This is a genomic window from Pseudomonas fluorescens group sp. PF-1, from assembly GCF_054481335.1.
On sequence record NZ_JBTMNG010000002.1, the window covers coordinates 3348681 to 3371656 of the forward strand.

Annotated in this window: 18 protein-coding genes and 2 pseudogenes; 12 read left to right on the forward strand and 8 right to left on the reverse strand. The window is 59.9% G+C overall.

The genetic code is table 11. The features are described from left to right. The first annotated feature begins 221 nt into the window (after positions 1–221). Positions 222–2597 carry a phosphoketolase family protein gene (locus ACX3YD_RS30185; protein WP_458961813.1) on the forward strand — a complete coding sequence of 792 codons (2376 nt, stop codon included), beginning with the start codon at positions 222–224 and terminating at the stop codon, positions 2595–2597. Positions 2598–2648: 51 nt separating this feature from the next. Here the strand turns inward: ACX3YD_RS30185 and ACX3YD_RS30190 are convergent, their stop codons facing one another. Further along, positions 2649–3074, reverse strand: coding sequence for a potassium channel family protein (locus ACX3YD_RS30190; protein ID WP_103403198.1), 426 nt, complete (start codon positions 3072–3074; stop codon positions 2649–2651). A 469-nt stretch (positions 3075–3543) separates the two neighbouring features. Here ACX3YD_RS30190 and ACX3YD_RS30195 point away from each other — a divergent pair, with 469 nt between their 5' ends. From ACX3YD_RS30195 to ACX3YD_RS30210, 4 genes and pseudogenes are all read left to right on the forward strand, one after another. Next, entirely contained in the window at positions 3544–4887 is a 1344-nt protein-coding gene (locus ACX3YD_RS30195) for an aromatic acid/H+ symport family MFS transporter (RefSeq protein WP_047528959.1), read from the forward strand. Between the two features lie 19 nt (positions 4888–4906). After that, positions 4907–6115: a benzoate/H(+) symporter BenE family transporter gene (locus tag ACX3YD_RS30200; protein ID WP_458961814.1), complete on the forward strand. Its 1209-nt coding sequence runs from the start codon at positions 4907–4909 to the stop codon at positions 6113–6115. A gap of 50 nt (positions 6116–6165) precedes the next feature. Beyond that, positions 6166–7434, forward strand: a complete 1269-nt coding sequence (locus ACX3YD_RS30205; RefSeq protein ID WP_458961815.1) for an OprD family porin — start codon at positions 6166–6168, stop codon at positions 7432–7434. A gap of 485 nt (positions 7435–7919) precedes the next feature. Continuing rightward, positions 7920–8321 (forward strand): annotated as a pseudogene (locus tag ACX3YD_RS30210) (methyl-accepting chemotaxis protein); the annotation flags it as partial. A gap of 21 nt (positions 8322–8342) precedes the next feature. Here the strand turns inward: ACX3YD_RS30210 and ACX3YD_RS30215 are convergent. Further along, positions 8343–8570, reverse strand: a complete 228-nt coding sequence (locus ACX3YD_RS30215) for a DUF2790 domain-containing protein (RefSeq protein ID WP_458961816.1) — start codon at positions 8568–8570, stop codon at positions 8343–8345. A 119-nt stretch (positions 8571–8689) separates the two neighbouring features. Between ACX3YD_RS30215 and ACX3YD_RS30220 the strand changes: the two genes are divergently transcribed. Further along, positions 8690–9658, forward strand: a complete 969-nt coding sequence (locus ACX3YD_RS30220; protein WP_458961817.1) for a LysR family transcriptional regulator — start codon at positions 8690–8692, stop codon at positions 9656–9658. Between the two features lie 36 nt (positions 9659–9694). Here ACX3YD_RS30220 and ACX3YD_RS30225 read toward each other — a convergent pair whose 3' ends face one another. Then, positions 9695–11575 carry a sigma-54-dependent Fis family transcriptional regulator gene (locus ACX3YD_RS30225; RefSeq protein ID WP_458961818.1) on the reverse strand — a complete coding sequence of 627 codons (1881 nt, stop codon included), beginning with the start codon at positions 11573–11575 and terminating at the stop codon, positions 9695–9697. Positions 11576–11918: 343 nt separating this feature from the next. Between ACX3YD_RS30225 and ACX3YD_RS30230 the strand changes: the two genes are divergently transcribed. The 6 genes from ACX3YD_RS30230 (at position 11919) to ACX3YD_RS30255 (ending at position 18221) form a co-directional block, all read left to right on the forward strand. Next, complete coding sequence (locus tag ACX3YD_RS30230) at positions 11919–13019, forward strand: ATP-NAD kinase family protein (RefSeq protein WP_458961819.1); 1101 nt, start codon at positions 11919–11921, stop codon at positions 13017–13019. Further along, entirely contained in the window at positions 12997–13974 is a 978-nt protein-coding gene (locus ACX3YD_RS30235; RefSeq protein ID WP_047529008.1) for a thiamine pyrophosphate-dependent dehydrogenase E1 component subunit alpha, read from the forward strand. The genes ACX3YD_RS30230 and ACX3YD_RS30235 overlap by 23 nt, the downstream gene beginning before the upstream one ends. A 33-nt stretch (positions 13975–14007) precedes the next feature. Continuing rightward, positions 14008–15027, forward strand: coding sequence for an alpha-ketoacid dehydrogenase subunit beta (locus ACX3YD_RS30240; protein ID WP_458961820.1), 1020 nt, complete (start codon positions 14008–14010; stop codon positions 15025–15027). Continuing rightward, on the forward strand, positions 15024–16136 hold the full coding sequence (locus tag ACX3YD_RS30245; RefSeq protein ID WP_458961821.1) for an acetoin dehydrogenase dihydrolipoyllysine-residue acetyltransferase subunit: 1113 nt from the start codon (positions 15024–15026) through the stop codon (positions 16134–16136). The genes ACX3YD_RS30240 and ACX3YD_RS30245 overlap by 4 nt, the downstream gene beginning before the upstream one ends. Positions 16137–16226: 90 nt before the next feature. After that, entirely contained in the window at positions 16227–17291 is a 1065-nt protein-coding gene (locus tag ACX3YD_RS30250; RefSeq protein WP_458962101.1) for a 2,3-butanediol dehydrogenase, read from the forward strand. A gap of 285 nt (positions 17292–17576) precedes the next feature. Next, complete coding sequence (locus ACX3YD_RS30255) at positions 17577–18221, forward strand: dTMP kinase (protein WP_458961822.1); 645 nt, start codon at positions 17577–17579, stop codon at positions 18219–18221. 132 nt (positions 18222–18353) lie between these two features. On the opposite strand, the pseudogene ACX3YD_RS30260 reads toward ACX3YD_RS30255, so the two are convergent. The 5 genes and pseudogenes from ACX3YD_RS30260 to tnpB all read right to left on the reverse strand — a co-directional run. Beyond that, positions 18354–18523: pseudogene (locus ACX3YD_RS30260) on the reverse strand (MFS transporter); the annotation flags it as partial. Positions 18524–18734: 211 nt separating this feature from the next. Then, positions 18735–19376, reverse strand: a complete 642-nt coding sequence (locus ACX3YD_RS30265) for a 3-oxoacid CoA-transferase subunit B (protein ID WP_458961823.1) — start codon at positions 19374–19376, stop codon at positions 18735–18737. Positions 19377–19384: 8 nt separating this feature from the next. After that, complete coding sequence (locus ACX3YD_RS30270) at positions 19385–20077, reverse strand: 3-oxoacid CoA-transferase subunit A (protein WP_047529128.1); 693 nt, start codon at positions 20075–20077, stop codon at positions 19385–19387. 305 nt (positions 20078–20382) lie between these two features. Further along, complete coding sequence (locus ACX3YD_RS30275; RefSeq protein WP_458961824.1) at positions 20383–21720, reverse strand: MFS transporter; 1338 nt, start codon at positions 21718–21720, stop codon at positions 20383–20385. Between the two features lie 844 nt (positions 21721–22564). Further along, positions 22565–22930 carry an IS66 family insertion sequence element accessory protein TnpB gene (gene tnpB / locus ACX3YD_RS30280; RefSeq protein WP_458961825.1) on the reverse strand — a complete coding sequence of 122 codons (366 nt, stop codon included), beginning with the start codon at positions 22928–22930 and terminating at the stop codon, positions 22565–22567. Positions 22931–22976 lie beyond the last annotated feature (46 nt).

Consider the following 22976-nt stretch of genomic DNA (forward strand, 5'->3'; position numbering starts at 1 on the left):
CATAGGTGTTGGGCCAGGGGATGCATCGCTCATTCGGGCATTTTGCAGGATAGGCGACGGACGGGAGAACACGATTGTCCTGGTCAGTCGATAGGGTTCGATCCCAACGTCATTCAGCTTGGGCGTTGGCTTTGACATTTGATGTAAATCAAGTCTTGAACGTTTCAGGCTCCCAGAATCGGCCAACAACTTCAGCAGGCCGGGCGCTGGCGGAGAACTTCATGAGCGATTTTCTGAGTGATGAGCAACTGGAAGGGCTGGATGCCTATTGGCGGGCCTCCAATTATCTGGCTGTGGGGCAGATCTACCTCAAGGACAACCCTTTGCTGAACGTGCCCCTGACACAGGCACACATCAAACCGCGTTTGCTGGGCCATTGGGGCACGACGCCGGGACTCAACCTGATCTACACGCACCTCAACCGGCTGATCAATCAGTATGACCTCACGGTGCTCTTTGTCGCCGGCCCCGGCCATGGCGGGCCAGCGATTGTGGCGCAGACCTACCTCGAAGGCACCTACACCGAGCTTTACCCCTCGGTTGAGCGCAATGCCAACGGCCTGCTGCGCCTTTTTCGGCAGTTTTCCTGGCCATACGGGATCTCCAGCCATGTGTCGGCGCAGATTCCGGGCTCGATCCATGAAGGCGGCGAACTCGGCTATAGCCTGGCGCATGCCTATGGTGCCGCGTTTGATAACCCGGACCTGATCGTCGCCTGCGTGATCGGTGACGGCGAGGCCGAAACGGGTACGCTGGCGGCCAGTTGGCACTCCAACAAGTTCCTCAACCCCAGACGTGACGGCGCGGTGTTGCCCATCCTGCACCTCAATGGCTACAAGATCGCCAACCCGACGGTGCTCTCCAGCATCAGTGAGGATGAGTTGTCGGCCCTGATGTATGGCTATGGCTACGATCCCTATTTCGTTGAGGGCGATGATCCGGCGCAGGTGCATCAGGCCCTGGCCCGGACGCTGGATACGATGGTGCTGAAAATCCGCGAGATTCAGCGCGACGCGCGCCAGTCCCGACAGTCCGGCAGGCTGGAGCGGCCGCTTTGGCCCATGTTGGTGTTGCGCACCCCTAAAGGCTGGACCGGCCCGACATTCGTCGATGGCCATCGTGTCGAAGGGACCTGGCGCGCCCATCAGGTGCCCCTGGCCGATTTTCAGCAGCCCGTTCATCTACAGCAGCTGGAGGCGTGGCTCAACAGTTACCGTCCCGGCGAGCTGTTTGATGCCAATGGCGCCTTGCTGCCCGAAATCGCCGCGCTGGCACCGACCGGGCATCGGCGCATGAGCGCCAATCCCCACGCCAACGGTGGCGGGCTGTTGCGCGCCCTGGACCTGCCGTCGTTCACCGACTATGCGGTGAAGCACGAGGTTCCCGGCAGCGTGCGCGCCGAGGCCACGCGGGTACTGGGTACGTTTTTGCGCGACGTGATGAAAAACAATCTGGCCTCGAATAACTTCCGTCTGTTCGGTCCGGACGAAACAGCCTCGAACCGGCTGGATGCGGTCTACGAGGTCAGCGCCAAGGCATGGATGGAGCCGCTGAAGCCCGAGGATGTGAACCTGTCAGTCGATGGCCGGGTGATGGAGATCCTCAGCGAACAGGTGTGCGAGGGTTGGCTCGAAGGCTATTTGCTGACGGGGCGCCATGGCCTGCTGTCCTGTTACGAGGCGTTCATCCATATCGTCGATTCGATGGTCAATCAGCACGCCAAATGGCTGAAAACCGCCGCCGAGGTGCCATGGCGCAAGCCGGTTGCTTCGCTCAATTTTTTGCTGACGTCCCATGTCTGGCGTCAGGATCATAATGGCTTCTCCCACCAGGATCCGGGGTTCATCGATCTGGTGGCGAATAAAAAGTCAGACGTGGTGCGGATCTACTTGCCGCCCGATGCCAATTGCCTGTTGTCGGTGACGGACCATTGCCTGAAAAGTCGCAACTACATCAACGTCATCGTCGCCGGCAAGCAACCGGAGTGGCAGTGGCTGGATATTGATGCAGCGATCCGACATTGCATGACGGGCATCGGTCGTTGGGACTGGGCATGCCGGGATGATCAGGACCCGGACGTGGTGATGGCCTGCGCCGGTGATGTGCCGACCCTGGAAACCCTGGCGGCGGTCACCTTATTGCGCGAGTACGTGCCTGATTTGCGCGTCAGGGTCATCAATGTGGTCGACTTGATGGTGCTGCAACCGTCCTTCCAGCACCCCCACGGTTTGCCTGACACGGCGTTCGATGAGCTGTTTACGGTCGATAAACCGGTGATTTTCGCCTTCCACGGCTATCCCGCGCTGATCCACCGCCTGCTGTACAAACGCACCAATCATGACAATTTTCACGTCCGCGGCTTCAAGGAGGAGGGCGCGACCACGACGCCGTTCGACATGGCCGTGATCAATAACCTGGATCGTTATCAACTGGCACTGGACGTCATTGAGCGAGTACCTCGCTTACATGATCAACTGCAAATCGCGCGGTCGCGGTATTGGTCGACGATGGAAAAACACAAGCTTTACCTGATCGAACACGGGCAAGACATGCCCGAGGTGCTGAACTGGCAGTGGACGCCTGTGGCCGTTGGCTGAGGCCCAGACGGGGCAGGGCGGTGATAGCGAGGGGCAACGTCCGGTCCTTCGCTATTTGCTCTTCCAGTACTTTTGCATTTCGAGAAAGAGAAACGAGGCCGTCCAGGTGATGAGTACCAGACCGGTCAACGCTTGCAGGCCGGTCAGGTACTTGAGATTGCCCACGGGTGAAATATCGCCGAAACCGATCGTCGTGTAGGTCGTGAAGGAAAAGTAGACACAGTCCATCAGCGAACCATCGAAGTTGCCTGTCAGGCCGCCCCATTCGCCGGAGCGCACCATCAGGTAATAGACCAGTGCAAAGCACCAGACTTCCATCGCGTGAGCCACCAGTGCGCCGAACACCCCGACGACAATCCTGAAGCGGCTCCAAAGCTTGAGTCGCGGAAGCCAGTCATTCAGGCGTAACAGGCATTCGTAGTGGATCACCACGACGACGATGACCACCAGCGTGTTGATCAAGGTGACTGCCAGCATGGAGGTTCTCCGGCGGTGACGGCTGCGTGGAGGTGCGCGCCAAGGGGGTCAACAAGACGGCTTGCTCAGGGCGATGTCGCCCACTGAGCCGGTGCCCTTTTCCTTCTGGACCTGGACTGTTTCGGCACTTCCCACTACAGGTCGCCAGAACCCGGTTCTGTTTTACGCCTGAGCAGGGCGAAGACATTGAGCTAAATCAACGAGGCTTGAGTGAGCCCCCGACAAATCGCTCGCGGGCCATGGCAACGCGCCGATATCACCCCTCTGCACAAAACGGATAGCGATATGCGCAAAGCGGATATTGCCGCTCTGCCGGTCTCAATACCCTTCATTTGCATCCCGCGTAACAGTGCTGTGCATGGCGCGTAACAATGCGGCCGCCATCGGCGGACCCTTGCCTGCACCGCTCATGGCAGCACGCTGAAACGCCCGAACGAACAATAAAAAATAACAACAAGAGACCCATGCCATGCGAAAAATCGATGTACACGAGGTTATCGACAACGCACGCTTCAACCGCTTTCACTGGATGGTGTTGTTCTGGTGCGCCCTGATCATCATCTTCGACGGCTACGACCTGGTGATCTACGGGGTGGTCTTGCCGACGCTGATGAAAGAGTGGGGGTTGAGCCCGTTGGAGGCCGGGGCTCTGGGCAGTTATGCGCTGTTTGGCATGATGTTCGGTGCGCTGTTTTTCGGCCCGCTGTCGGACAAGATCGGGCGCAAGAAAACCATCACCCTTTGCGTGATGCTCTTCAGCGGCTTCACCGTGCTCAATGGCTTTGCCACGAGTCCCACGACCTTTGGCATCTGCCGGTTCATTGCCGGCCTTGGCATCGGCGGCGTCATGCCCAACGTGGTGGCGCTGATGAACGAGTACGCGCCGAAGAAAATTCGCAGCACCCTGGTCGCCATCATGTTCAGCGGTTATTCGGTGGGCGGCATGCTCTCGGCGGGCCTGGGGATCGTGCTGATTCCAAGCTTCGGTTGGCAGGCGGTGTTCTATGTGGCGGGGCTGCCTTTGCTGCTGTTGCCGCTGATCATGTACTTCCTGCCTGAGTCGGTGGGGTTCATGCTGCGCCAGGGCCGCAACGAGCAAGCGCGTGCTGTCTTGCAACGCGTTGACCCGGCCTATGTCGCCCAGGCCAGCGATACCCTGCACATGGCGGAAGTGAAAGGCACCGGCACGCCGGTACTGCAGCTGTTCCGCGAAGGCCGCGCCATGCGCACGCTGATGCTCTGGCTGGCGTTTTTCTGCTGCCTGTTGATGGTCTACGCCCTGAGTTCCTGGCTGCCGAAACTCATGGCCAACGCCGGTTACAGCCTGGGCTCAAGCTTGTCCTTCCTGCTGGTGTTGAACTTCGGCGCGATTTTCGGTGCGGTGGGCGGTGGCGTATTGGGCGACAAGCTCAATCTTCCAAGGGTGCTGGCGGTGTTCTTCGCCATTGCCGCGGTGTCGATCACCTTGCTCGGCTTCAAAAGTCCGACCCCTGTGTTGTACCTGCTGATCGCAATCGCCGGCGCCACCACCATCGGTTCGCAAATCCTGCTGTATGCCTGTGCCGCGCAGTTCTATTCCATGGCCATTCGTTCCACGGGGCTTGGCTGGGCGTCGGGGATCGGCCGTAACGGCGCCATTGTCGGTCCTTTGTTAGGCGGTGCGTTGCTGGGAATCAGTTTGCCGCTGCAACTCAACTTCATGGCGTTCGCCCTGCCGGGTGCGGTGGCCGCCCTCGCCATGACCCTGTACGCCATCAGCAGCGAGCGAAACGCCTCCAGGGTGACCGCGCCACTGTCCACGGCCAAGGCTTGAGTGCGCAAGGAGCTGTTTGATGAAAGGCTTGATGCGTGACTTTTCGCTGTCCGCTGCGGTGGCGGGCTTTATTGCCACGGTGATCTCGTATGCGGGCCCACTGGTGATCATTTTCCAGGCGGCGGACGCCGCGCATCTGTCTCGCGAGCTGTTGTCGTCCTGGGTCTGGGCGATCTCCATTGGCAGTGCGCTGCTGGGCATCGGCCTGAGCCTGCGCTACCGCGTGCCGATCATCATTGCCTGGTCGGCACCCGGCTCGGCCCTGCTGGTGGCGTTGCTGCCGGGCATCTCGATGAACGAGGCCGTCGGTGCCTATCTGCTGAGCAGTCTGATTATCTTTCTGGTCGGCATCTCGGGCGCCTTCGACCGCGTTATCAGCAAACTGCCCGGCGCCATCGCAGCGGCCATGCTGGCGGGGATTCTGTTGCGTTTCGGCACTGGCCTGTTCGTGTCATTGCAAGGCCAGCCCGGGTTGGTGCTGGCCATGTTCGTCACCTACCTGGTGTGCAAACGGCTGCTGCCGCGTTACGCGGTGATGGCGGTACTGGTGGTGGGCTGTGCCATCGCCATACTCACCGGCCAATTGCACCGCGAAGCCCTGGTGATCGGCCTGGCGACGCCGGTTTGGGTCACCCCGCAGTTCAGTCTGAGTGCAACCTTGAACGTCGCCTTGCCACTGGTGATGGTGGCACTGACCGGGCAGTTCGTGCCGGGCATGGCCGTGTTGCGCGCCTCGGGTTACGCCACGCCGGCCAGTCCGATCATCGCCTGCAGCGCGCTGGGCACGGCGCTGTTGGCGCCGTTTGGTTGCCATGGCCTCAACCTGGCGGCGATCACTGCCGCCATCTGCACTGGCCGCGAGGCCCACGAAGACCCGGGCAAACGCTATGTCGCCGGTGTGGTCGGCGGTCTCTGTTACCTGGTACTGGGCATCTTTGGTGCGACCCTGGTGTCGTTGTTTGCCGCTTTCCCCAAAGAACTGATCGCCGCCCTGGCGGGCCTGGCCCTGTTCGCTGCCATTGCCGGCGCCCTGGCCAATGCCATGGCCGTACCCCATGACCGCGAAGCGGCGCTGGTGACGTTCCTCACCACCGCCTCGGGCATGTCGCTGTTCGGCTTGTCCGCCGCGTTCTGGGGGCTGATTTTCGGCATGGCCGCTCACCTGCTGTCGGGTGCGCGGCGGCCACCCCATGCCACCTCCAGCAGCGTCCGGGAGGTGGCGCGCTGACCTTTATCCGCCACGCCTTACCTATTCATAACAACAATAAGAGCACACCGATGAAGTCAACCATTCATGCAACTCGTACGCTTTTGTCCACGGCTGTCGCCTTGGGTTGTTCCAGCCAGTTGATGGCCGCCGAGGGCGGTTTTATCGAGGACGCCACCGCCACCTTGCAGGCACGCAATTACTACTTCAGCCGGGACTTTTCGGACATTGTCGGCGCTAACCGGCAGTCGAAGGCCGAGGAGTGGGCCCAGGGCTTTATCTTCAACGCCAAGTCCGGTTACACCCAAGGGACGATCGGCGTTGGCGTCGATGTCATCGGCCTGCTCGGGCTCAAGCTCGACAGCAGCCCGGACCGGGTCAACACCGGCCTGTTACCGGTGCAAAGCGATGGTCGCGCGGCCGATGACTACAGCCGCGTGGAAGGCACGCTGAAACTGCGTTACTCGAAAACCGAACTGCGCGTTGGCGAACTGCAACCGAACTTGCCGGTGCTGGTGTTCAGTGACATCCGCCTGCTGCCGCCAAGCTACCAGGGGGCCAGCATCACGTCCGGCGAGATCAATGGCCTGACGTTGCAAGGCGGTCATCTGACTTCCACTCACCTGCGCAACGAGGCCGGCGACGAGAAGATGCAAGCGATGCTCAGCTACGTGCCTCAGCGTCAGGCCAGCAGTGACGCGTTCAACTATGGTGGCGGCGATTACGCCTTCAACGACAAACACACCAGCGTCAGTGCCTGGTACGGGCAACTGGAAGACATCTACCATCAAGGCTTCCTGGGCCTGAAACACAGCCAGCCCTTGGGCAGTTGGACCCTGGGCGCCAACCTCGGCTATTTCGATGCCAGGGAGGATGGCAAGAAGCTGTTGGGCAATATCGACAACCAGGCGTTCTTCTCCCTGTTGTCGGCCAAGTACGGCGGCCATACCTTCTACGTCGGCTATCAGGGCATGTTTGGTGAAAGCGCGTTCCCTCGGGTATTTGCCAACATCTCGCCGCTGGGCAACGAAGTGCCAACCTATGAGTTCGCCTCTACCGACGAGCGCTCCTGGCAGGCGCGCTACGACTACGACTTCGCCGCCCTCGGCGTGCCGGGCCTGACCAGCACCGTGCGCTACATCACCGGCAACAACGTCGAGACCGGCAAGGGCTTTGAAGGCAAGGACCGTGAACGCGACCTGGACCTCGGTTACGTCGTGCAGAGCGGCACCTTCGCGGGGCTTGGGATCCGGGTGCGCAATGCCATGGCGCGCTCCAATTACCGCACCGATATCGACGAGAACCGACTGATCCTGAGCTACACCTGGACGTTGCTGTGAGCCAACTGGGGGCGAGTATGAGCAATAAAGCCTGGGCACGACTGGCCCTGATTACAGCCGGCGGCGCAGTGGTGCTGCTCGCTGCCGGCAACGGCATGCACCTGATGTATGCCGGCATCATCGATTTGTTGCTGCTGGCGGCGGCGGTGCTTTATCAGCGTCAGCCGGTGCGCGTGGTCGAGGTGCTCGTGGAGCGGGAGCCGGATCCCGTGGTGTCCAGTGCACCGGTCCCGCTACCGTCGTTGCCGGTGGTCGAGCCGGCCTGGCCGGGCGCCGAGGTCAAGGTGGCACTTGAACACTTGACTCAAGTGGTGCAGCAGACTGAAGACGACATGCGCTTTGCCAACCAACTGGCGCGTGGCGCGGGCGAGCGGGTACAGGCCAGCGCCGTGAGCATGCAGTCTTCGGCTGCCGTGCTGGGGGATCTTGATCAGTACCTGCAGCGCCTGGATCAGGTGTTCGATGAGCTGGGCAGCCAGTCGGTACGCATTGGTGCGATTGTCGGCAGCATCCAGGACATCGCCCGGCAGACCAACCTGCTGGCGCTCAACGCCGCGATCGAAGCCGCGCGGGCCGGTGACCATGGCCGTGGTTTTGCCGTGGTGGCGGACGAGGTGCGCAATCTGTCGCGCCAGGCAGCGGACTCCAGTGCGCAGATCCGGCAGATCGCGACAGGTCTGGAAAAGTCGGCGCAGGATGCCCGTCAGGGCCTTGAACAACTGACCGATTCGACGCGTTTGGGCCTGGACAAGGCCGAGGTCGCGTTGCAGTCGATGGGGGAGTTACGCAGTGGCGCGGTGGCCAGGCTGGAAGTGGTCGAACGCGTCATGCAGCGGTTGGCCGATTTGCACGAGTTGGCCCTGCAGGCCACCCGTATAGCGGCGTGAACGAGGTGCCTTTGCGGTCTCTCACACGCCCGAGCAACTGCCCATCACGTTGTAGGTCAACTGGTGGGTTTCACCCTGATGGTCTATGTAGACCATGGTCGCCGGTACGACGTCGCAGGCAGTCGAGGTATCGGATACCGAGATGACCTTCGCGATATCCAGGGATGGAGGTGTTGTGGCCGGGTTGCCTTCACCGGCCATGACGGCGGTCGTGGTCAGGGCCAACAGGACGCTTAACAAAGTCTTCATGGTTTCTTCTCCGTGGTGTTTCGATGAGTCAATTCTATTCTTCTACAGATAGGGATAAAGAGGGCCGTACTTGATGCAGCGTTACATCAGATGCAACAGTCATTGTCGCCGGAGGGTCCATGGACTTGCTTAACAGCCTGCGCGTATTTGTACGTGTAGCCGATGCAGGCAGCTTTACCACCGCCGCACAGGCGCTGGACTTTTCCACGGCGCAAGTGTCTCGGCTGGTGGCGGATCTTGAGCAGCACGTGCAGGCGCGTCTGTTGCAGCGCACCACCCGCCGTTTGAGCCTGACCGAAGCCGGCGAACGCTTCCTGTTGCGGGCGCGGCAAATACTGGATGACATGGCCGAGGCCACCGCAGAAGCCCGTGGCGCTCACCTGAAGCCCAATGGCCGGTTGCGTCTGCACTGTTTGACCGGGCTGGGCGTGCTGATGACGCCGCTGATTGCCCGCTACTGCGAGCTCTATCCGGACGTGGTGGTCGAGTTGACCTTGTCGCAACGCAACCCCGACCCCCTTGAAGACGGCCACGACGTAGTCATCTCCATTGCCCATGAATTGGCGGATTCACAATTCGTTGCCCAAACGGTAGGGTGCATCTTCAGCATGCCTTGCGCATCGCCTGCGTACATCGCGCGTCGGGGCCTGCCCACCCGCCCCGAACAACTGAATGAACATTGCTGCCTGCGCATGATCGACCCGTTGTACGGCGATGAGTGGGTGTTCCGTGACGAGCAGGGTGAGCATTGCGTGGTGCCCGGCAAGACCTTCCAGAGCAACGTTCCCGAAGCGATGGTCAATGCGTCGGAGGCCGGGATGGGCATCAGCCTGTTGCCGTTCTATACCGCCACCCGGTCGCTGCGCGAGGGCACCTTGCTGCGCCTGCTGGGCGACCACCGGCTCAGGGAGCGCAACGTCTATGCACTCTATCCTTCCAAGCGTTTTCTGGATGCCAAGGTCAGGACCTGGGTGGACTTTCTCAAGGCCGAGTTGCCTGGACTTTTTTCCGGACATGAGGTCATCGCGAACGATGTTCGGTATTGGGGGGTGGACTGCAGAGCAAGTCTGTTGAACGGACCGACATGAGCGCTCGTTACAGCGGCTTGCCAGGACAGCCAGGCTTTACACCTGGCTTCTGCCAGGCATGTCGATGCCGTGCTGATGCACCCGCCGATACAGGGTTGCCCGGGAAATGCCCAACGCCTTGGCAGCGGCGGTGGGTTTCCAGCGGTGGCGGACCAGGGCGTCGAGCAGCGCCTGGCGTTCCGGGCTCGCGCAGCCATCGATGGTGGGGCCATCAAGTCTGTGATCCCGCAGCTGCTCGGGCAAATGGCTGACCTGAATCAGGTTTGAATCGCACACCGCACAGGCATAACGCAGCACGTTCCGTAACTGGCGTACGTTACCTGGCCAGCGGTAGCCAAGCAGGCATTCCAGAGCCGCACCGCCCAGTTGCATCGGTTCCGCGCAACGCGTCGATTCTTCAGCGAGAATCCGGTTGATCAGCGCCAGCCGGTCAGTGCGCTCGCGCAAAGGCGGTAACTGGAAGCGTGCACCATTCAAACGAAAGTAGAGGTCTTCGCGAAACTCGCCCGCGGCGACCAATCCTTCCAGATCGCGGTGGCTCGCGCAGACGACCTGAAGGTCGATCGCTCTGCTCCGTGAAGCGCCCAGAGGCGCCACTTCACCCTCCGCCAGCACCCGCAGCAGCCGGGTTTGCAAGGGCAGGGGCATGTCGCCGATTTCATCGAGAAACAGAGTGCCGCCATCGGCTTGTTCCAGCAGACCTTGCATGCCCTTGCTCAAGGCACCTGTGAAGGCACCGGCGACATAGCCAAATAATTCGCTTTCGATCAGGTTCTCGGGGATCGCCGCGCAGTTCACCGCAACGAACGGCCGCTCGCGGCGCTGACTGGCCTGGTGCAGCTGACGGGCGAAGACTTCCTTGCCGGAGCCGGTCTCGCCCTGGATCAGCACCGGCAGGTTGCGGTCTTTAACCCGCACGGCAAGGCGCAGGCTTTCTTCCAGTCGCGGGTCGAGTTCGGCGGGTGTCAGTGCCAGTCGCGGAGCGCTGTGTTTCACCCGCCGTGGCACGTTCAGGCGACCGTGCAATTGCGTGTGGCCAACCTGGCTGTGCAACAGGCACAGCGACTCGTCACTGATCCGATGCAGCAGCTGCTGATCGAACACCTGGCCAATGTGTTCCGGCAGTTGACCAAAGCTGTGCAACAGCCATTGCCGCGCAGCGGGGTTCAAGGCCTGCAAGCAGCCGTCGTCGTCCCAGGCAAGCAAGTAATCGGGTTGACTGTCGACGTAGCCCGGGCTGCCGTGGGCCCGCAGCACCCAGTAACCCTGGGCGCTGCTCATGAAAAATGCCTGTTCGATTTCACGCGCGCTCTGCACCACCATCTGCCGGATCAGGTGTTGGGAGCGGCGGTCGTCGGGTGAGCGCACCGCCGACACATCGAGCACTCCGAGCAGTTCGCCCTTGGGGTCGAAGACCGGCGCGGCGGAGCAGGTGAGTCCGATAAACGCGGCGCGAAAATGATCGCGTTTGTGAACAGTGACCGGCGTTCGCGCAGTCAGTACCGCCGCCACGCCACACGTACCTTCCTCACCCTCCGACCAGCAGGTGCCGAGGTAAAGACCGGCCTTGCGGCAGTCATTGCGGATGGCGGTTTCGACGCGGTAGTCGATGGTCTGGCCCTGAGCGTCTGTGAGCAGGACGCAGTAGTCGGCATCGCGGACCCGACCGTGGAGGCGGGCGACTTCTTCACTGGCGATGCGCAAGAACAACTCGGAGCGCTCGCGGCATTCCTGCAACACGTTCTGCGAGAGGATCCGTGGTCCTTGTAGCGAGCCGGGATCCAGGTGGTGTTGCTCCATGGAGCGCCGCCAGGAGTCGAGAATCAGGTCCGACACGGGCAGTTGCGGCAGGTGCCCGGCATTCTTCAAAACACGGCTGACGCAATCCACATGCGCCTTTGAGTGTGCGGAAAGCATTAAGGCCTCCGGTTCCATCTTCTTTTAGTTGTGCGGCTATTAAGCGCCGTTCATTGGCCACAGACAAGTGTCGGGTCAACCGGGGCCGGCGGTGAGACGCGACGTCTCACGGTCTCGCCGCCACCTCGTGCAGCCTGACATGACGCGTCTCATTCGGGACAGGTTCCGGTCATCCATGGGTGACCACCGGAACGCTCTACGGCGGGGTTATGCAGGCGTTTTTGCAGACTTGGCACCGGCCTTGCTCTTGCTCTGGCAACCAGCCCGACTGGCCACCCAATAATAAAAAGAGGTGCCCGATGTCCTGCCCAAACCCTTTCCCTGATCTGCCGTTGGTGGCGTCATGAGTCGTGCGCCGCTGACTGTAGGCATCATTGCCAACCCGGCCTCCGGCCGCGACGTGCGGCGACTGACCGCCAACGCCGGGTTGTTTTCCAGCACCGACAAGGTCTCGGTGATCCAGCGCTTGCTGGCGGCCTTTGGCGCCACGGGTGTCGACCGGGTGCTGATGCCCACGGACATGACTGGCATTGCCGCCGCCGTGCTGAAAAACAGCCACGGCCGCCAGGCGCGCAGCAGTCACTGGCCAACCCTGGAGTTCCTCGACCTGACCCTGCGCCAAAGCGTCGAGGACACCCGCCTCGCGGCACGCTGGATGGCCGAACGCGGCGTTGCGCTGATTGCCGTGCTGGGCGGTGACGGCACTCACAAGGCGGTGGCCGCTGAGGTGGGCGACATTCCGCTGCTGACGCTGTCCACCGGCACCAATAACGCCTTCCCGGAATTACGTGAAGCCACCAGCGCCGGGTTGGCCGGCGGACTGTTTGTCAGTGGGCGGATTCCGCCCGGGATCGCCTTGCGCCGCAACAAACGCTTGCTGGTGCGCGAGCCGAGTCGTGGCCTGTGCGAAATGGCCCTGGTGGACGTGGCGGTGTCCTCGCTGCCCTTTGTCGGCGCACGGGCCATCAGTCGTGGGGCCGATCTGGCCGAGGTGTTCGTGACTTTCGCCGAACCTCAATCCATTGGCATCTCGGCCCTTTGCGGCTTGTGGTTCCCCGTGTCACGTCAGGCGCCTGGCGGAGCCTGGATGCGACTTGATGCGCGATCGCCCGAAGCGCTGCTGGTGCCGCTGGCGCCGGGCCTGCTGCAAGGCTGCGGTGTGCTCGCGGCTGGAAGTCTTGAACCCGGGGTCGCCCATCGTCTGTGCCTGGCCAGCGGAACCCTCGCCCTGGATGGCGAGCGCGAGATCGAATTCAACGCCCATGACCGGCCCACGGTCACGCTCGATGCCGGCGGTCCGCTGAGCATCGATGTCAATGCGACCCTGGCCCATGCCGCGCAACAGCGACTATTGGCCATCGGCCGCGAGCACCCGCAACACCCTCTGAACCTTGAATCACAAGACACCCTGGAGAATAAAAATGTCGACACAGCTGACCGCTGATCAATTGCTGCATGCCTATCAGGTGATGCGCACCATCCGCGTCTTTGAAGAGCGCCTGCACGTGGAATTCGCCACCGGTGAGATTCCCGGTTTTGTCCATCTGTACGCCGGCGAAGAAGCCTCGGCCGCCGGGGTCATGGCCCACTTGGGTGATGACGATTGCATTGCCTCCAACCACCGTGGTCACGGCCACTGCATCGCCAAAGGCGTCGATGTGTACGGAATGATGGCCGAGATCTACGGCAAGAAAACCGGGGTCTGCCAAGGCAAGGGCGGCTCCATGCACATCGCCGATTTCGAGAAGGGCATGCTCGGTGCCAATGGCATTGTGGGGGCCGGAGCGCCGCTGGTCGTGGGCGCGGCCCTGGCCGCCAAACTCAAGGGGACTGACAGTGTTGCGGTGGTGTTCTTTGGTGACGGTGGTTCCAACGAAGGGGCGGTGTTCGAAGCGATGAACATGGCCTCGGTGTGGAATCTGCCGTGCCTGTTCATTGCCGAGAACAACGGTTACGCCGAAGCCACGGCCTCCAACTGGTCGGTGGCCTGCGATCACATCGCCGACCGCGCAGCCGGCTTCGGCATGCCCGGCGTCACCGTGGACGGCTTCGACTTCTTCGCCGTTCACGAAGCCGCCGGTGCCGCCGTGGAGCGGGCCAGGGCCGGGGAGGGGCCGTCGCTGATCGAGGTCAAGCTGACGCGCTATTACGGTCACTTTGAGGGCGACGCCCAGACCTATCGGGCGCCGGACGAGGTCAAGCATTTCCGCGAACACAACGACTGTTTGATGCAGTTCCGTGACCGCGTCACCCGTGCCGGGCGGGTGCAGGCCAGCCAGTTGGACCAGATCGACAGCGAGGTGGATCTGCTGATCGAGAACGCCGTGCGCAAGGCCAAGTCCGACCCCAAGCCGAGCGCGGCCGATCTGCTATCCGACGTCTACGTTTCCTATCCCTGAACGCCCCCTATAACAAGAATCGAGACTTACATCATGGCGAGAAAAATCAGTTATCAGCAGGCAATCAACGAAGCGCTGGCCCAGGAAATGCGCCGCGATCCCAGCGTATTCATCATGGGGGAGGACGTCGCCGGCGGTGCCGGTGCCCCCGGTGAAAACGATGCCTGGGGCGGGGTGCTGGGCGTGACCAAGGGTCTCTATCACCAGTTCCCCGGGCGCGTGCTGGACACGCCATTGTCGGAGTTGGGCTATGTCGGTGCTGCCGTGGGCGCCGCGACCTGTGGCGTGCGCCCGGTGTGTGAGTTGATGTTCGTCGATTTCGCCGGTTGCTGCCTGGACCAGATCCTCAATCAGGCGGCCAAGTTTCGCTACATGTTCGGTGGCAAGGCGGCCACGCCACTGGTGATCCGCACGATGGTCGGTGCCGGGTTGCGGGCCGCCGCCCAGCACTCGCAGATGCTGACCTCGTTGTGGACCCACATTCCGGGGCTGAAAGTGGTCTGCCCGTCGTCTCCTTATGACGCCAAGGGTTTGCTTATCCAGGCGATCCGCGACAACGACCCGGTGATCTTCTGTGAACACAAAATGCTTTACAGCATGCAGGGTGAAGTACCGGAAGAGCTCTATACCATCCCTTTCGGTGAAGCCAATTTCCTGCGTGACGGCAAGGATGTGACGCTGGTCTCCTATGGCCGTACGGTCAACACCGCAATGGACGCCGCCCGCAATCTGGCCGCGCGTGGCATCGACTGCGAGGTGATCGACCTGCGCACCACCAGCCCGCTGGACGAAGACAGTATTTTGGAAAGTGTGGAGAAGACCGGACGCCTGGTGGTCATCGACGAAGCCAACCCGCGTTGCTCCATGGCGACTGATATTTCGGCTTTGGTGGCGCAAAAAGCATTTGCCGCGCTCAAGGCACCGATCGAGATGGTGACTGCACCGCATACGCCGGTTCCGTTCTCCGACGCTCTGGAAGACCTCTACATTCCCGACGCGGCGAAGATCGAGAACGCCGTGCTCAAGCTGATCGAGTGGAGCAAGCGTTCATGAGCCAGATCCATACGTTGACCATGCCCAAGTGGGGCCTGTCCATGACTGAGGGCCGGGTCGATGTCTGGCTCAAGGAGGAGGGCCAGGCCATCGCCAAGGGCGACGAAGTGCTGGACGTCGAAACCGACAAAATCTCCAGCAGTGTCGAAGCGCCTTTTTCCGGGGTGCTTCGTCGGCAGATCGCCCGCCAGGATGAAACCCTCGCGGTGGGGGCGTTGCTCGGCATCGTGGTCGATGGCGAGGCCAGCGAGGTCGAGATCGATGCGGTTATCGAACAGTTTCAGGCCACGTTCGTGCCCGGGGGCAGTGCCGAAGAAGACCTGGGGCCGAAGCCGCAAAAGGTCGAGCTGGACGGGCGGTTGATCCGTTACTTCGAGCGCGGCGAAGGCGGGGTGCCGTTGGTACTGGTGCACGGCTTTGGCGGTGACCTGAACAACTGGATGTTCAATCACGAAGCATTGGCCGCCGGGCGTCGGGTGATTGCTCTGGACCTGCCGGGCCATGGCGAGTCGACCAAACAGCTGGAGCGCGGAGACCTGGATGAGCTGAGCAGCGCAGTGCTGGCACTGCTTGATCACCTGGACATTCCCACCGCGCATCTGGTGGGGCATTCCATGGGCGGAGCGGTGTCGCTGAACCTGGCGCGTCTGGCACCGCAACGGGTACGGACCTTGACCTTGATCGGCAGCGCGGGTCTGGGGGAGGGTATCAACGGCGAATATCTGGAAGGTTTTGTCGAGGCGACCAACCGCAATGCCCTCAAGCCACAGTTGGTGAAACTGTTCTCCAATCCCGAACTGGTCAACCGGCAGATGCTTGAAGACATGCTCAAGTACAAGCGTCTGGAAGGCGTGGGCGAGGCCCTGCGCCTGCTGGTATCAGGCTTGTTCAAAGATGGATCGCAACAGCTCGATCTGCGGGGCGTGGTGCAAGACGGCCAGCAGCCGGTATTGCTGATCTGGGGCAGTGACGACGCGATTATTCCGGTGAACCATAGCGTCGGGCTGAACGCCCAGGTCGAGGTCCTGCCTGGTCAGGCACACATGGTGCAGATGGAAGCGGCCGAGCAAGTGAACCCATTGATTCTGAAGTTTGTGCAACAGCACTGACGCCCCTCCTGGCGGCCTCTCGCGGGCTGCCAGGAGCAACTATTTCAAGGAGATGTCGCTATGAGCCTTCCAATCAATCCTCAACGCAGTATGCGTGCCGCTGTCTGGCACGGCCGTCACGATATCCGTGTCGAAGACGTTCCGCTGCCAGTGGCGCCACCGGCCGGCTGGGTGCAGATCCGTGTGCAATGGTGCGGAATTTGTGGGTCCGATCTGCATGAGTACGTGGCCGGGCCGGTGTTCATTCCGGTTGACGCACCGCACCCCCTGACCGGGATCAAGGGCCAGTGCATTCTCGGTCACGAGTTTTGTGGCGAAATCGTCGAGCTCGGTGCCGGGGTCCAGGGTTTCAGTGTCGGCGAACCGGTGGCGGCCGATGCCTGCCAACATTGCGGCACTTGCTACTACTGCACCCACGGGCTGTACAACATCTGCGAGAACCTGGCCTTCACCGGACTGATGAATAATGGTGCCTTCGCCGAACTGGTCAACGTGCCGGCGAATCTGTTGTACAAGTTGCCAGCGAACTTTCCAGCAGAAGCCGGGGCACTGATCGAGCCTCTGGCGGTGGGCATGCACGCGGTGAAAAAAGCCGGGAGCCTGCTGGGTCAGAACGTTGTCGTCGTGGGTGCGGGCACCATTGGCTTGTGCACCATCATGTGCGCCAAGGCTGCCGGTGCGGCTCAGGTGATCGCGCTGGAAATGTCTGGCGCGCGCAAGGCCAAGGCCCTGGAAGTGGGAGCGAGCCATGTGCTCGATCCCAAGGAATGCGATGTCCTGGCTGAAGTGCGACGCCTGACGGGTGGGCTCGGGGCGGATGTCAGCTTCGAATGCATCGGCAACAAACACACGGCCAAGCTCGCAATCGACCTGATCCGCAAGGCCGGCAAGTGCGTACTGGTGGGGATCTTCGAGGAGCCCAGCGAGTTCAACTTTTTCGAGTTGGTGGCTACCGAAAAACAGGTGCTGGGTGCGCTGGCCTATAACGGTGAGTTCGCGGATGTGATCGCCTTTATCGCTGATGGTCGGCTGGATATCACGCCGCTGGTGACGGGGCGCATCCAGTTGGAGCAGATCGTGGGGCAGGGCTTCGAGGAACTGGTCAACAACAAGGAGCACAACGTCAAAATCATCGTGTCGCCCGCTCGAGTCTGAAGCGGCTGAATCGCACGACGGACCAGGCTGGTCGCAAGCGGACAAGGGCTACGAAGCTGAGTACCTGCGACGCTATTGCGACCAGCGCAACATCATTGAACACAGGTTTGGCGGGTTGAAAGAGAACCGGACCCTGGATTTGAGACCCGTCCGCCCAAAACCGGGTTAGAGTGCTCATCAACTGTCTGTTCATAAGGTCCCTCCACTCGATTCGCATCGTCGCGCCAAGCGTTTCAAGCGAACGAACCGGGCAAAAAAACCGTCTATCAATCGTTATTTGAAAAAATGAATCGTCCGCTGTTTGTTTCACTCGATGGGCCCAAGGGAACCGGCAAAACCACGTTGTTGGAGGCCGTTACGAAAGTACTGAGGGCCGACAATAAAATGGTGATCCGGCTTTGCGAGAAAAAAAGCGATCCCGGCAGGGGTGAAACAATGGCCCTCGTCAACCAGCTCGTCAGAAATCCCGGCCGGGATTTGGAGTGGAGGGTTTGTGAGCGCTTTGCCGATAGCCGTGCCTGGATTTCCCGGCATGTGCTGACTAAACAGCCACCGGGCAGCATCATCTTGATTGATCGCTGGTACCCGTCTGATGCGGCGTTTCGCCGGATAATCCCGTTTGCAGAAATTCTACAGTTAAACATTGAGCGAAACGTGCGAGTGCCAGACCTGCATGTCGGGGTTGTCACTGCCCCTGAAATTTCATGGGCCAGGGCCGCGGCACGACAGCGCGGGCTGAGCAGTACGGTCATCCATAAGCTGGAAGAGCAGGTTGCTTGTACCCACGCGTTCGAACGAGCGATTGCGGATCACGGCTGGGTTCTATGCCGTAATGAAGGAACGATCGAAGACGCAACGATGCAGGTGATTTCTGAGATCTATAGCGTCCTTGAATGTCCGGTAGATGCGGTTGATATAGCCGAGGTTTAGTGCGTTGGCCGGATCGAAGGGGGGAATGTGTCGCCGCAGCGGTAGCGGGCTCACGGGGCAGGACCTGAGCGAGGCACCGAACGACAGGCGCCAAAGCGCCTGGTTGCCTGGCGCTTCTCCAAGTCACTCGCTCACTGGCAGGCTCACCAGCATCAGCGCATAACGCAGTGACTCCTGGCCATAGACCGGCAGAGCAGGTCGCTGAACAGGCCGACGAGCAGCGGACCGACACCGACCCCGAGCAGGGTGCTGATGATGGTTTGCAGGGCCATGGCACTCCCGCGCCGACCCGGGGGCACGAGCCAATCGTCAGGCCAGCCTGGTCCAGCGGGGAGATTTCTCTCGACACAATGGTCTGCAGGCGGAGTACCGTTGACGCCGCCATGATCAGCGGATCTACCGAGGTTTGTGGCTGTGAGCTTCTGGCTTGAGCCCTGAAGCCGTAAATACCCGTTGCCGGACAAGCTTGAACCTGCCCGGCACATTGCTTGGTGAATACGCAAACTCGATCCGTTATCGAACCAATGGCACGCCACTGAGCGTTTGCAGGTCATCAAAGCTGATATCAGCGACGATCTCCAGGACCTTCAAGCCTTCCGCGGTGACGTCCAGAATAGCCAGGTCGGTATAAATCCGAGTCACACAGCCGATGCCGGTCAGTGGGTAGGTGCATTGCGGCACCAATTTGCTTTCGCCCGTCTTGGTCAGGTGATCCATCATGACGAACACCTGACGAGCGCCTGTCGCGAGGTCCATCGCGCCACCCACTGCCGGAATGGAGCCTTCGGCGCCGGTGTGCCAGTTGGCAAGGTCGCCGTTGACCGAGACCTGGAAGGCGCCAAGCACGGCAATATCGATGTGCCCGCCGCGCATCATCGAGAACGAATCGGCGTGGTGAAAATAGGCGCCACCGGGCAGCAGCGTCACGTGCTGTTTGCCCGCGTTGATCAGGTCATCGTCTTCCTCACCCGGCGCAGGACTCGGGCCCATGCCCAGTACACCGTTTTCACTGTGCAGGAACACTTCCTTGTCACCCAGGTAGTTGGCCACCAGCGTGGGCACGCCAATGCCCAGGTTCACGTAAGAGCCTTCGAGAATATCGTCGGCCACGCGTTGGGCCATTTCGCTACGCGATAGTTTTTTCATAACAGTCATGGCGGGCCTCAGTTGACGTTGGCTTTCGTGAGAGGGGCACGCGGCACTTTGACCACGCGCTGAACGAAGATCCCCGGGGTAATGATGTGTTCGGGGTCCAGCTCTCCCAACTCGACGATCTGATTGACCTGGGCGATTGTCGTTGTCGCCGCCATCGCCATGATCGGTCCAAAATTACGCGCGGCTTTGCGATAGGTGAGGTTGCCCCAGCGATCGCCCTTTTCGGCCTTGATCAGTGCGACATCGGCGCGCAACGGCATTTCCAGCACATAGTTGCGACCGTCGATCACTCGGGTTTCCTTGCCTTCGGCCAGCAACGTGCCATACCCGGTGGGCGAATAAAACGCACCGATTCCAGAGCCTGCCGCGCGGATACGTTCGGCCAGATTGCCTTGTGGCACGACTTCAAGCTGGACCTTTCCTGCCAGGTAGAGTTCGTCGAATACATAGGAATCGGATTGGCGTGGAAACGAACAGATGACCTTGGCAACGCGCCCGGCCTTGAGCAGTGCAGCCAGACCGATCTCACCGTTGCCGGCATTGTTGCTGATGATGGTCAGCTCGCGAGCGCCGGAAGCAATGACACCATCTACCAACTCCGACGGCATCCCGGCAGTGCCGAAGCCACCCACCATGATGACCGAACCATCGGCAATGCCGTCTAGTGCAGCAGCGACGGACTCAAATGTTTTGTTGATCAAGACGTACTCCCGTTTTTATGTTGGCTGAACAGAATGATCCGATGGAAAAACCGACGGGATCATCGTGACGGCTGAGATGTGCATAGCGTGCCAAACAATGGGGCAAGGAGGGTGTCCTGGCATGTGATGTCGTGCGATTAGCGAACGAAACCGTAACACCGTGACAGGTACCTTGGAGCATTCAGCTGTGCATGTGCGAGGTTACCGAACCCATCCTTGGCATTGGGTTGGGTTGTACCGGGGTTAGAGGAAGACGAACCTTAATGAACGTCCTCCTCGAAACCTTCCCGTGTAACCGCTGAGCGTCAATGAGTGGCGAGCGGATGACCTTCCACCGCATCGATTTGAGGGCGAATAATAATCAGCCCGGCTGAGGCAATGATCAGCGGAATGATCAGCGCTGAGTAGTAACCAGCGGGCCCACCGTGTTCAAGAAACCAGCCACCGCTTGCCGATCCGATAATGGCCCCGACCCGCCCCAGTGCAATAGCCCAGCCTGTTGCCGTTGCACGCAGTGCAGTGGGGTAGGCTTGGGCAACCATGTAGTTCAATACTATTTGCTGACCTCCGATACCTACACCGGCGCAGCCGGCCAGGATGAACACCAGCGTCCAATTGGTGCCACTGTTAGCCAGTCCCCAGCAAAGCGCGATCCCGAACAGGAACAGGATAAGCAGCAAAAGCCGCGTGTTGATCTTCGGCAAGATGGTAGACAGTGGTATGGCACACGCAACAAACACTGCATTGACCGCGACAGTCCCCATTGGCGCCTGTTCTGCGGGTAATCCGGTCGCTTTAAGAACAGTGGGCAGCCAGGATAGAAACATAAACCAGGCAACCCAGTTAAACAGGTAGACCGTCCATATCCCCAGGGTATTACGAGCCAGGCCGCCATTGAACAACGAAGCCACCCTGGTTTTGACTTCCGTCTCAGGAACGCTATAAGTGGCGTCGGGTGTTGTTTGGGTTTTGGTGATGCTGGCAATAATTCGCGCAATCTTTTGACGGCTGATCGTTGATTGATTCCTCGCTAAAAAATACAGCGACTCAGGCAACGCGAACACTAATACCCCCACCAGCGCCAGCGGCACTACACCGCCAACCGCAAAAATGCCTTGCCAGCCGATCGAGGGCAGCATTTTTGCCGCCAACAACCCTCCCAGAATGGCGCCTGCAGGCAATCCAAGCAAAACAGTGGTCATGATTGTGCCGCGATGTTTGGCGCTGCCGTACTCGGCCGCAAGCGACAGAACTACGGGCGTTGCGCCGCCCATTCCAAGTCCCGCGATAAACCGTAAAACCAGAATTTGTTCGGTAGTGTGCGCAAATGCGGTGACTAAGGAGGCCACACCAAATAAGGTGACCGATCCGATAATTGTCGGTCGTCGACCAAATTTGTCGCCCAACAGTCCCAATGTCATTGCCCCGAGCACCATGCCGACAATACCGGCGGTGAGAATCGGTGCCAATGCACCTGCGCCCAGTCCGAAAAACTGAATGATTGAGGGACCTGTGAATGCAATGGCTTGAGTATCAAAGCCGTCGAGTATGGCTACGAAAAAGCAGAGGCCAAACACTTTCCATTGAAATGCGCTGATTCGAGTGCCGTCGAGAAGCTTGGGAATCGAACAATGAGTACTCATAATTGCTCCATTAAAAGGCATTTTTATTTTTATGCGTACGCATAGCCTTACGGATCACAGGCTAAGTTCGAAACTCACCGGGGTCTAATATCATTTGAGTGGTGTGTGATACCTAGAAGGTATGAACTGCTATTGCATGATCAATTTCACGTGCCCTCAAACGTCAGTGGCCCTGATAACCCCGCTGCTTTGCATGACAGGGCAACTTCTCGTAACAAAATGGCAACGAGCAAACGGGGCGAGGGGCAGGGGAGTCAGGCAGTAGTCGATGTCGAAATTGAACCGCTTTTACGTCAGCAGTGCTGCATCGCTTGGAGTGAAGGACTGTCTAACTTGCTACTCGATGGCAAATACCTAGTACTCAAACTTCCGGACTTGATTTGGTCAAGTGATAGCCGCGTGATGCTCAGTTCGGCTGCCGTGAATAAAGAAGAAATAATTCATGAGCTCTGCGCTCCAAGTAGTTTTTTCGCCATGTCCTCGTTGCATACGGGCTGCAAAAGGAGCCGTTGGCGATGGCGCGTGCGGTGTATCTAGCTGCACGTGCCTGCACACGATGTAGTTGCTGGTCCTGCGTTGCTTAGGGGCGCGGGCGAAGTTTTGCTCAATGAAACTGGCAATCCAATACAGTACGGAACGCAGGACAACCCCCCAGCAGCATGACGACGCTGTTGATGAGCAATTGGGCACTGAGGGAGAGAATCAGAACAAAACACGCCTATCATTTATCGAGCAATATCGTATTTAACTTGTGGGCGATGTCAGGTGTTCACCGATAACTTAACTCCTTAAAAAGCAATAACTTTAACTGAAAAAAGTGAACCGCATGTTCACCGGAATACGTTCATGGCCGACATTTCATTCGACTCTGAAACAACAAAGGCTGCCTAGCAGTCAGCCACTCTTTCGATCGTCGCACGACCGCTGGGCAACAGATTGCGCAGCAATTGGCTTCATCCGAACAATCCGGCGATGTTTTGAAGCGCTCGGATTCCAGGCGCTTTAGCCAAACGCAAAAGCCGTTGCGCTCCCGATACAAAATCTTCACTCGGTTTCGAGGCTTGTTGAGGAACACGAAAAGCACCGGGTCAAACACCACGACGTTGATGTCCAGTTCGACAAGAGCAGCTAGGCCATCGATGGATTTTCGGAAGTCGACGGGCTTGGGGTAGAGATAGACTTTTTCTACTTTTGCGTCGGGACGCAGCATGAGGTGCTGGCTTCAGAAAGGAATCGGGAGCACAGCATCGAGGATC

Coding starts and splice junctions, on each gene's coding strand:
- ACX3YD_RS30255 (WP_458961822.1), top strand. CDS start 17,577: ATGAATCGTCCGCTGTTTGTTTCACTCGATGGGCCCAAGGGAACCGGC.
- ACX3YD_RS30185 (WP_458961813.1), top strand. CDS start 222: ATGAGCGATTTTCTGAGTGATGAGCAACTGGAAGGGCTGGATGCCTAT.
- ACX3YD_RS30235 (WP_047529008.1), top strand. CDS start 12,997: ATGTCGACACAGCTGACCGCTGATCAATTGCTGCATGCCTATCAGGTG.
- ACX3YD_RS30220 (WP_458961817.1), top strand. CDS start 8,690: ATGGACTTGCTTAACAGCCTGCGCGTATTTGTACGTGTAGCCGATGCA.
- ACX3YD_RS30205 (WP_458961815.1), top strand. CDS start 6,166: ATGAAGTCAACCATTCATGCAACTCGTACGCTTTTGTCCACGGCTGTC.
- ACX3YD_RS30190 (WP_103403198.1), bottom strand. CDS start 3,074: ATGCTGGCAGTCACCTTGATCAACACGCTGGTGGTCATCGTCGTCGTG.
- ACX3YD_RS30225 (WP_458961818.1), bottom strand. CDS start 11,575: ATGCTTTCCGCACACTCAAAGGCGCATGTGGATTGCGTCAGCCGTGTT.
- ACX3YD_RS30265 (WP_458961823.1), bottom strand. CDS start 19,376: ATGACTGTTATGAAAAAACTATCGCGTAGCGAAATGGCCCAACGCGTG.
- ACX3YD_RS30230 (WP_458961819.1), top strand. CDS start 11,919: ATGAGTCGTGCGCCGCTGACTGTAGGCATCATTGCCAACCCGGCCTCC.
- ACX3YD_RS30195 (WP_047528959.1), top strand. CDS start 3,544: ATGCGAAAAATCGATGTACACGAGGTTATCGACAACGCACGCTTCAAC.
- ACX3YD_RS30275 (WP_458961824.1), bottom strand. CDS start 21,720: ATGAGTACTCATTGTTCGATTCCCAAGCTTCTCGACGGCACTCGAATC.
- ACX3YD_RS30245 (WP_458961821.1), top strand. CDS start 15,024: ATGAGCCAGATCCATACGTTGACCATGCCCAAGTGGGGCCTGTCCATG.
- ACX3YD_RS30240 (WP_458961820.1), top strand. CDS start 14,008: ATGGCGAGAAAAATCAGTTATCAGCAGGCAATCAACGAAGCGCTGGCC.
- ACX3YD_RS30250 (WP_458962101.1), top strand. CDS start 16,227: ATGCGTGCCGCTGTCTGGCACGGCCGTCACGATATCCGTGTCGAAGAC.
- tnpB (WP_458961825.1), bottom strand. CDS start 22,930: ATGCTGCGTCCCGACGCAAAAGTAGAAAAAGTCTATCTCTACCCCAAG.
- ACX3YD_RS30215 (WP_458961816.1), bottom strand. CDS start 8,570: ATGAAGACTTTGTTAAGCGTCCTGTTGGCCCTGACCACGACCGCCGTC.
- ACX3YD_RS30200 (WP_458961814.1), top strand. CDS start 4,907: ATGAAAGGCTTGATGCGTGACTTTTCGCTGTCCGCTGCGGTGGCGGGC.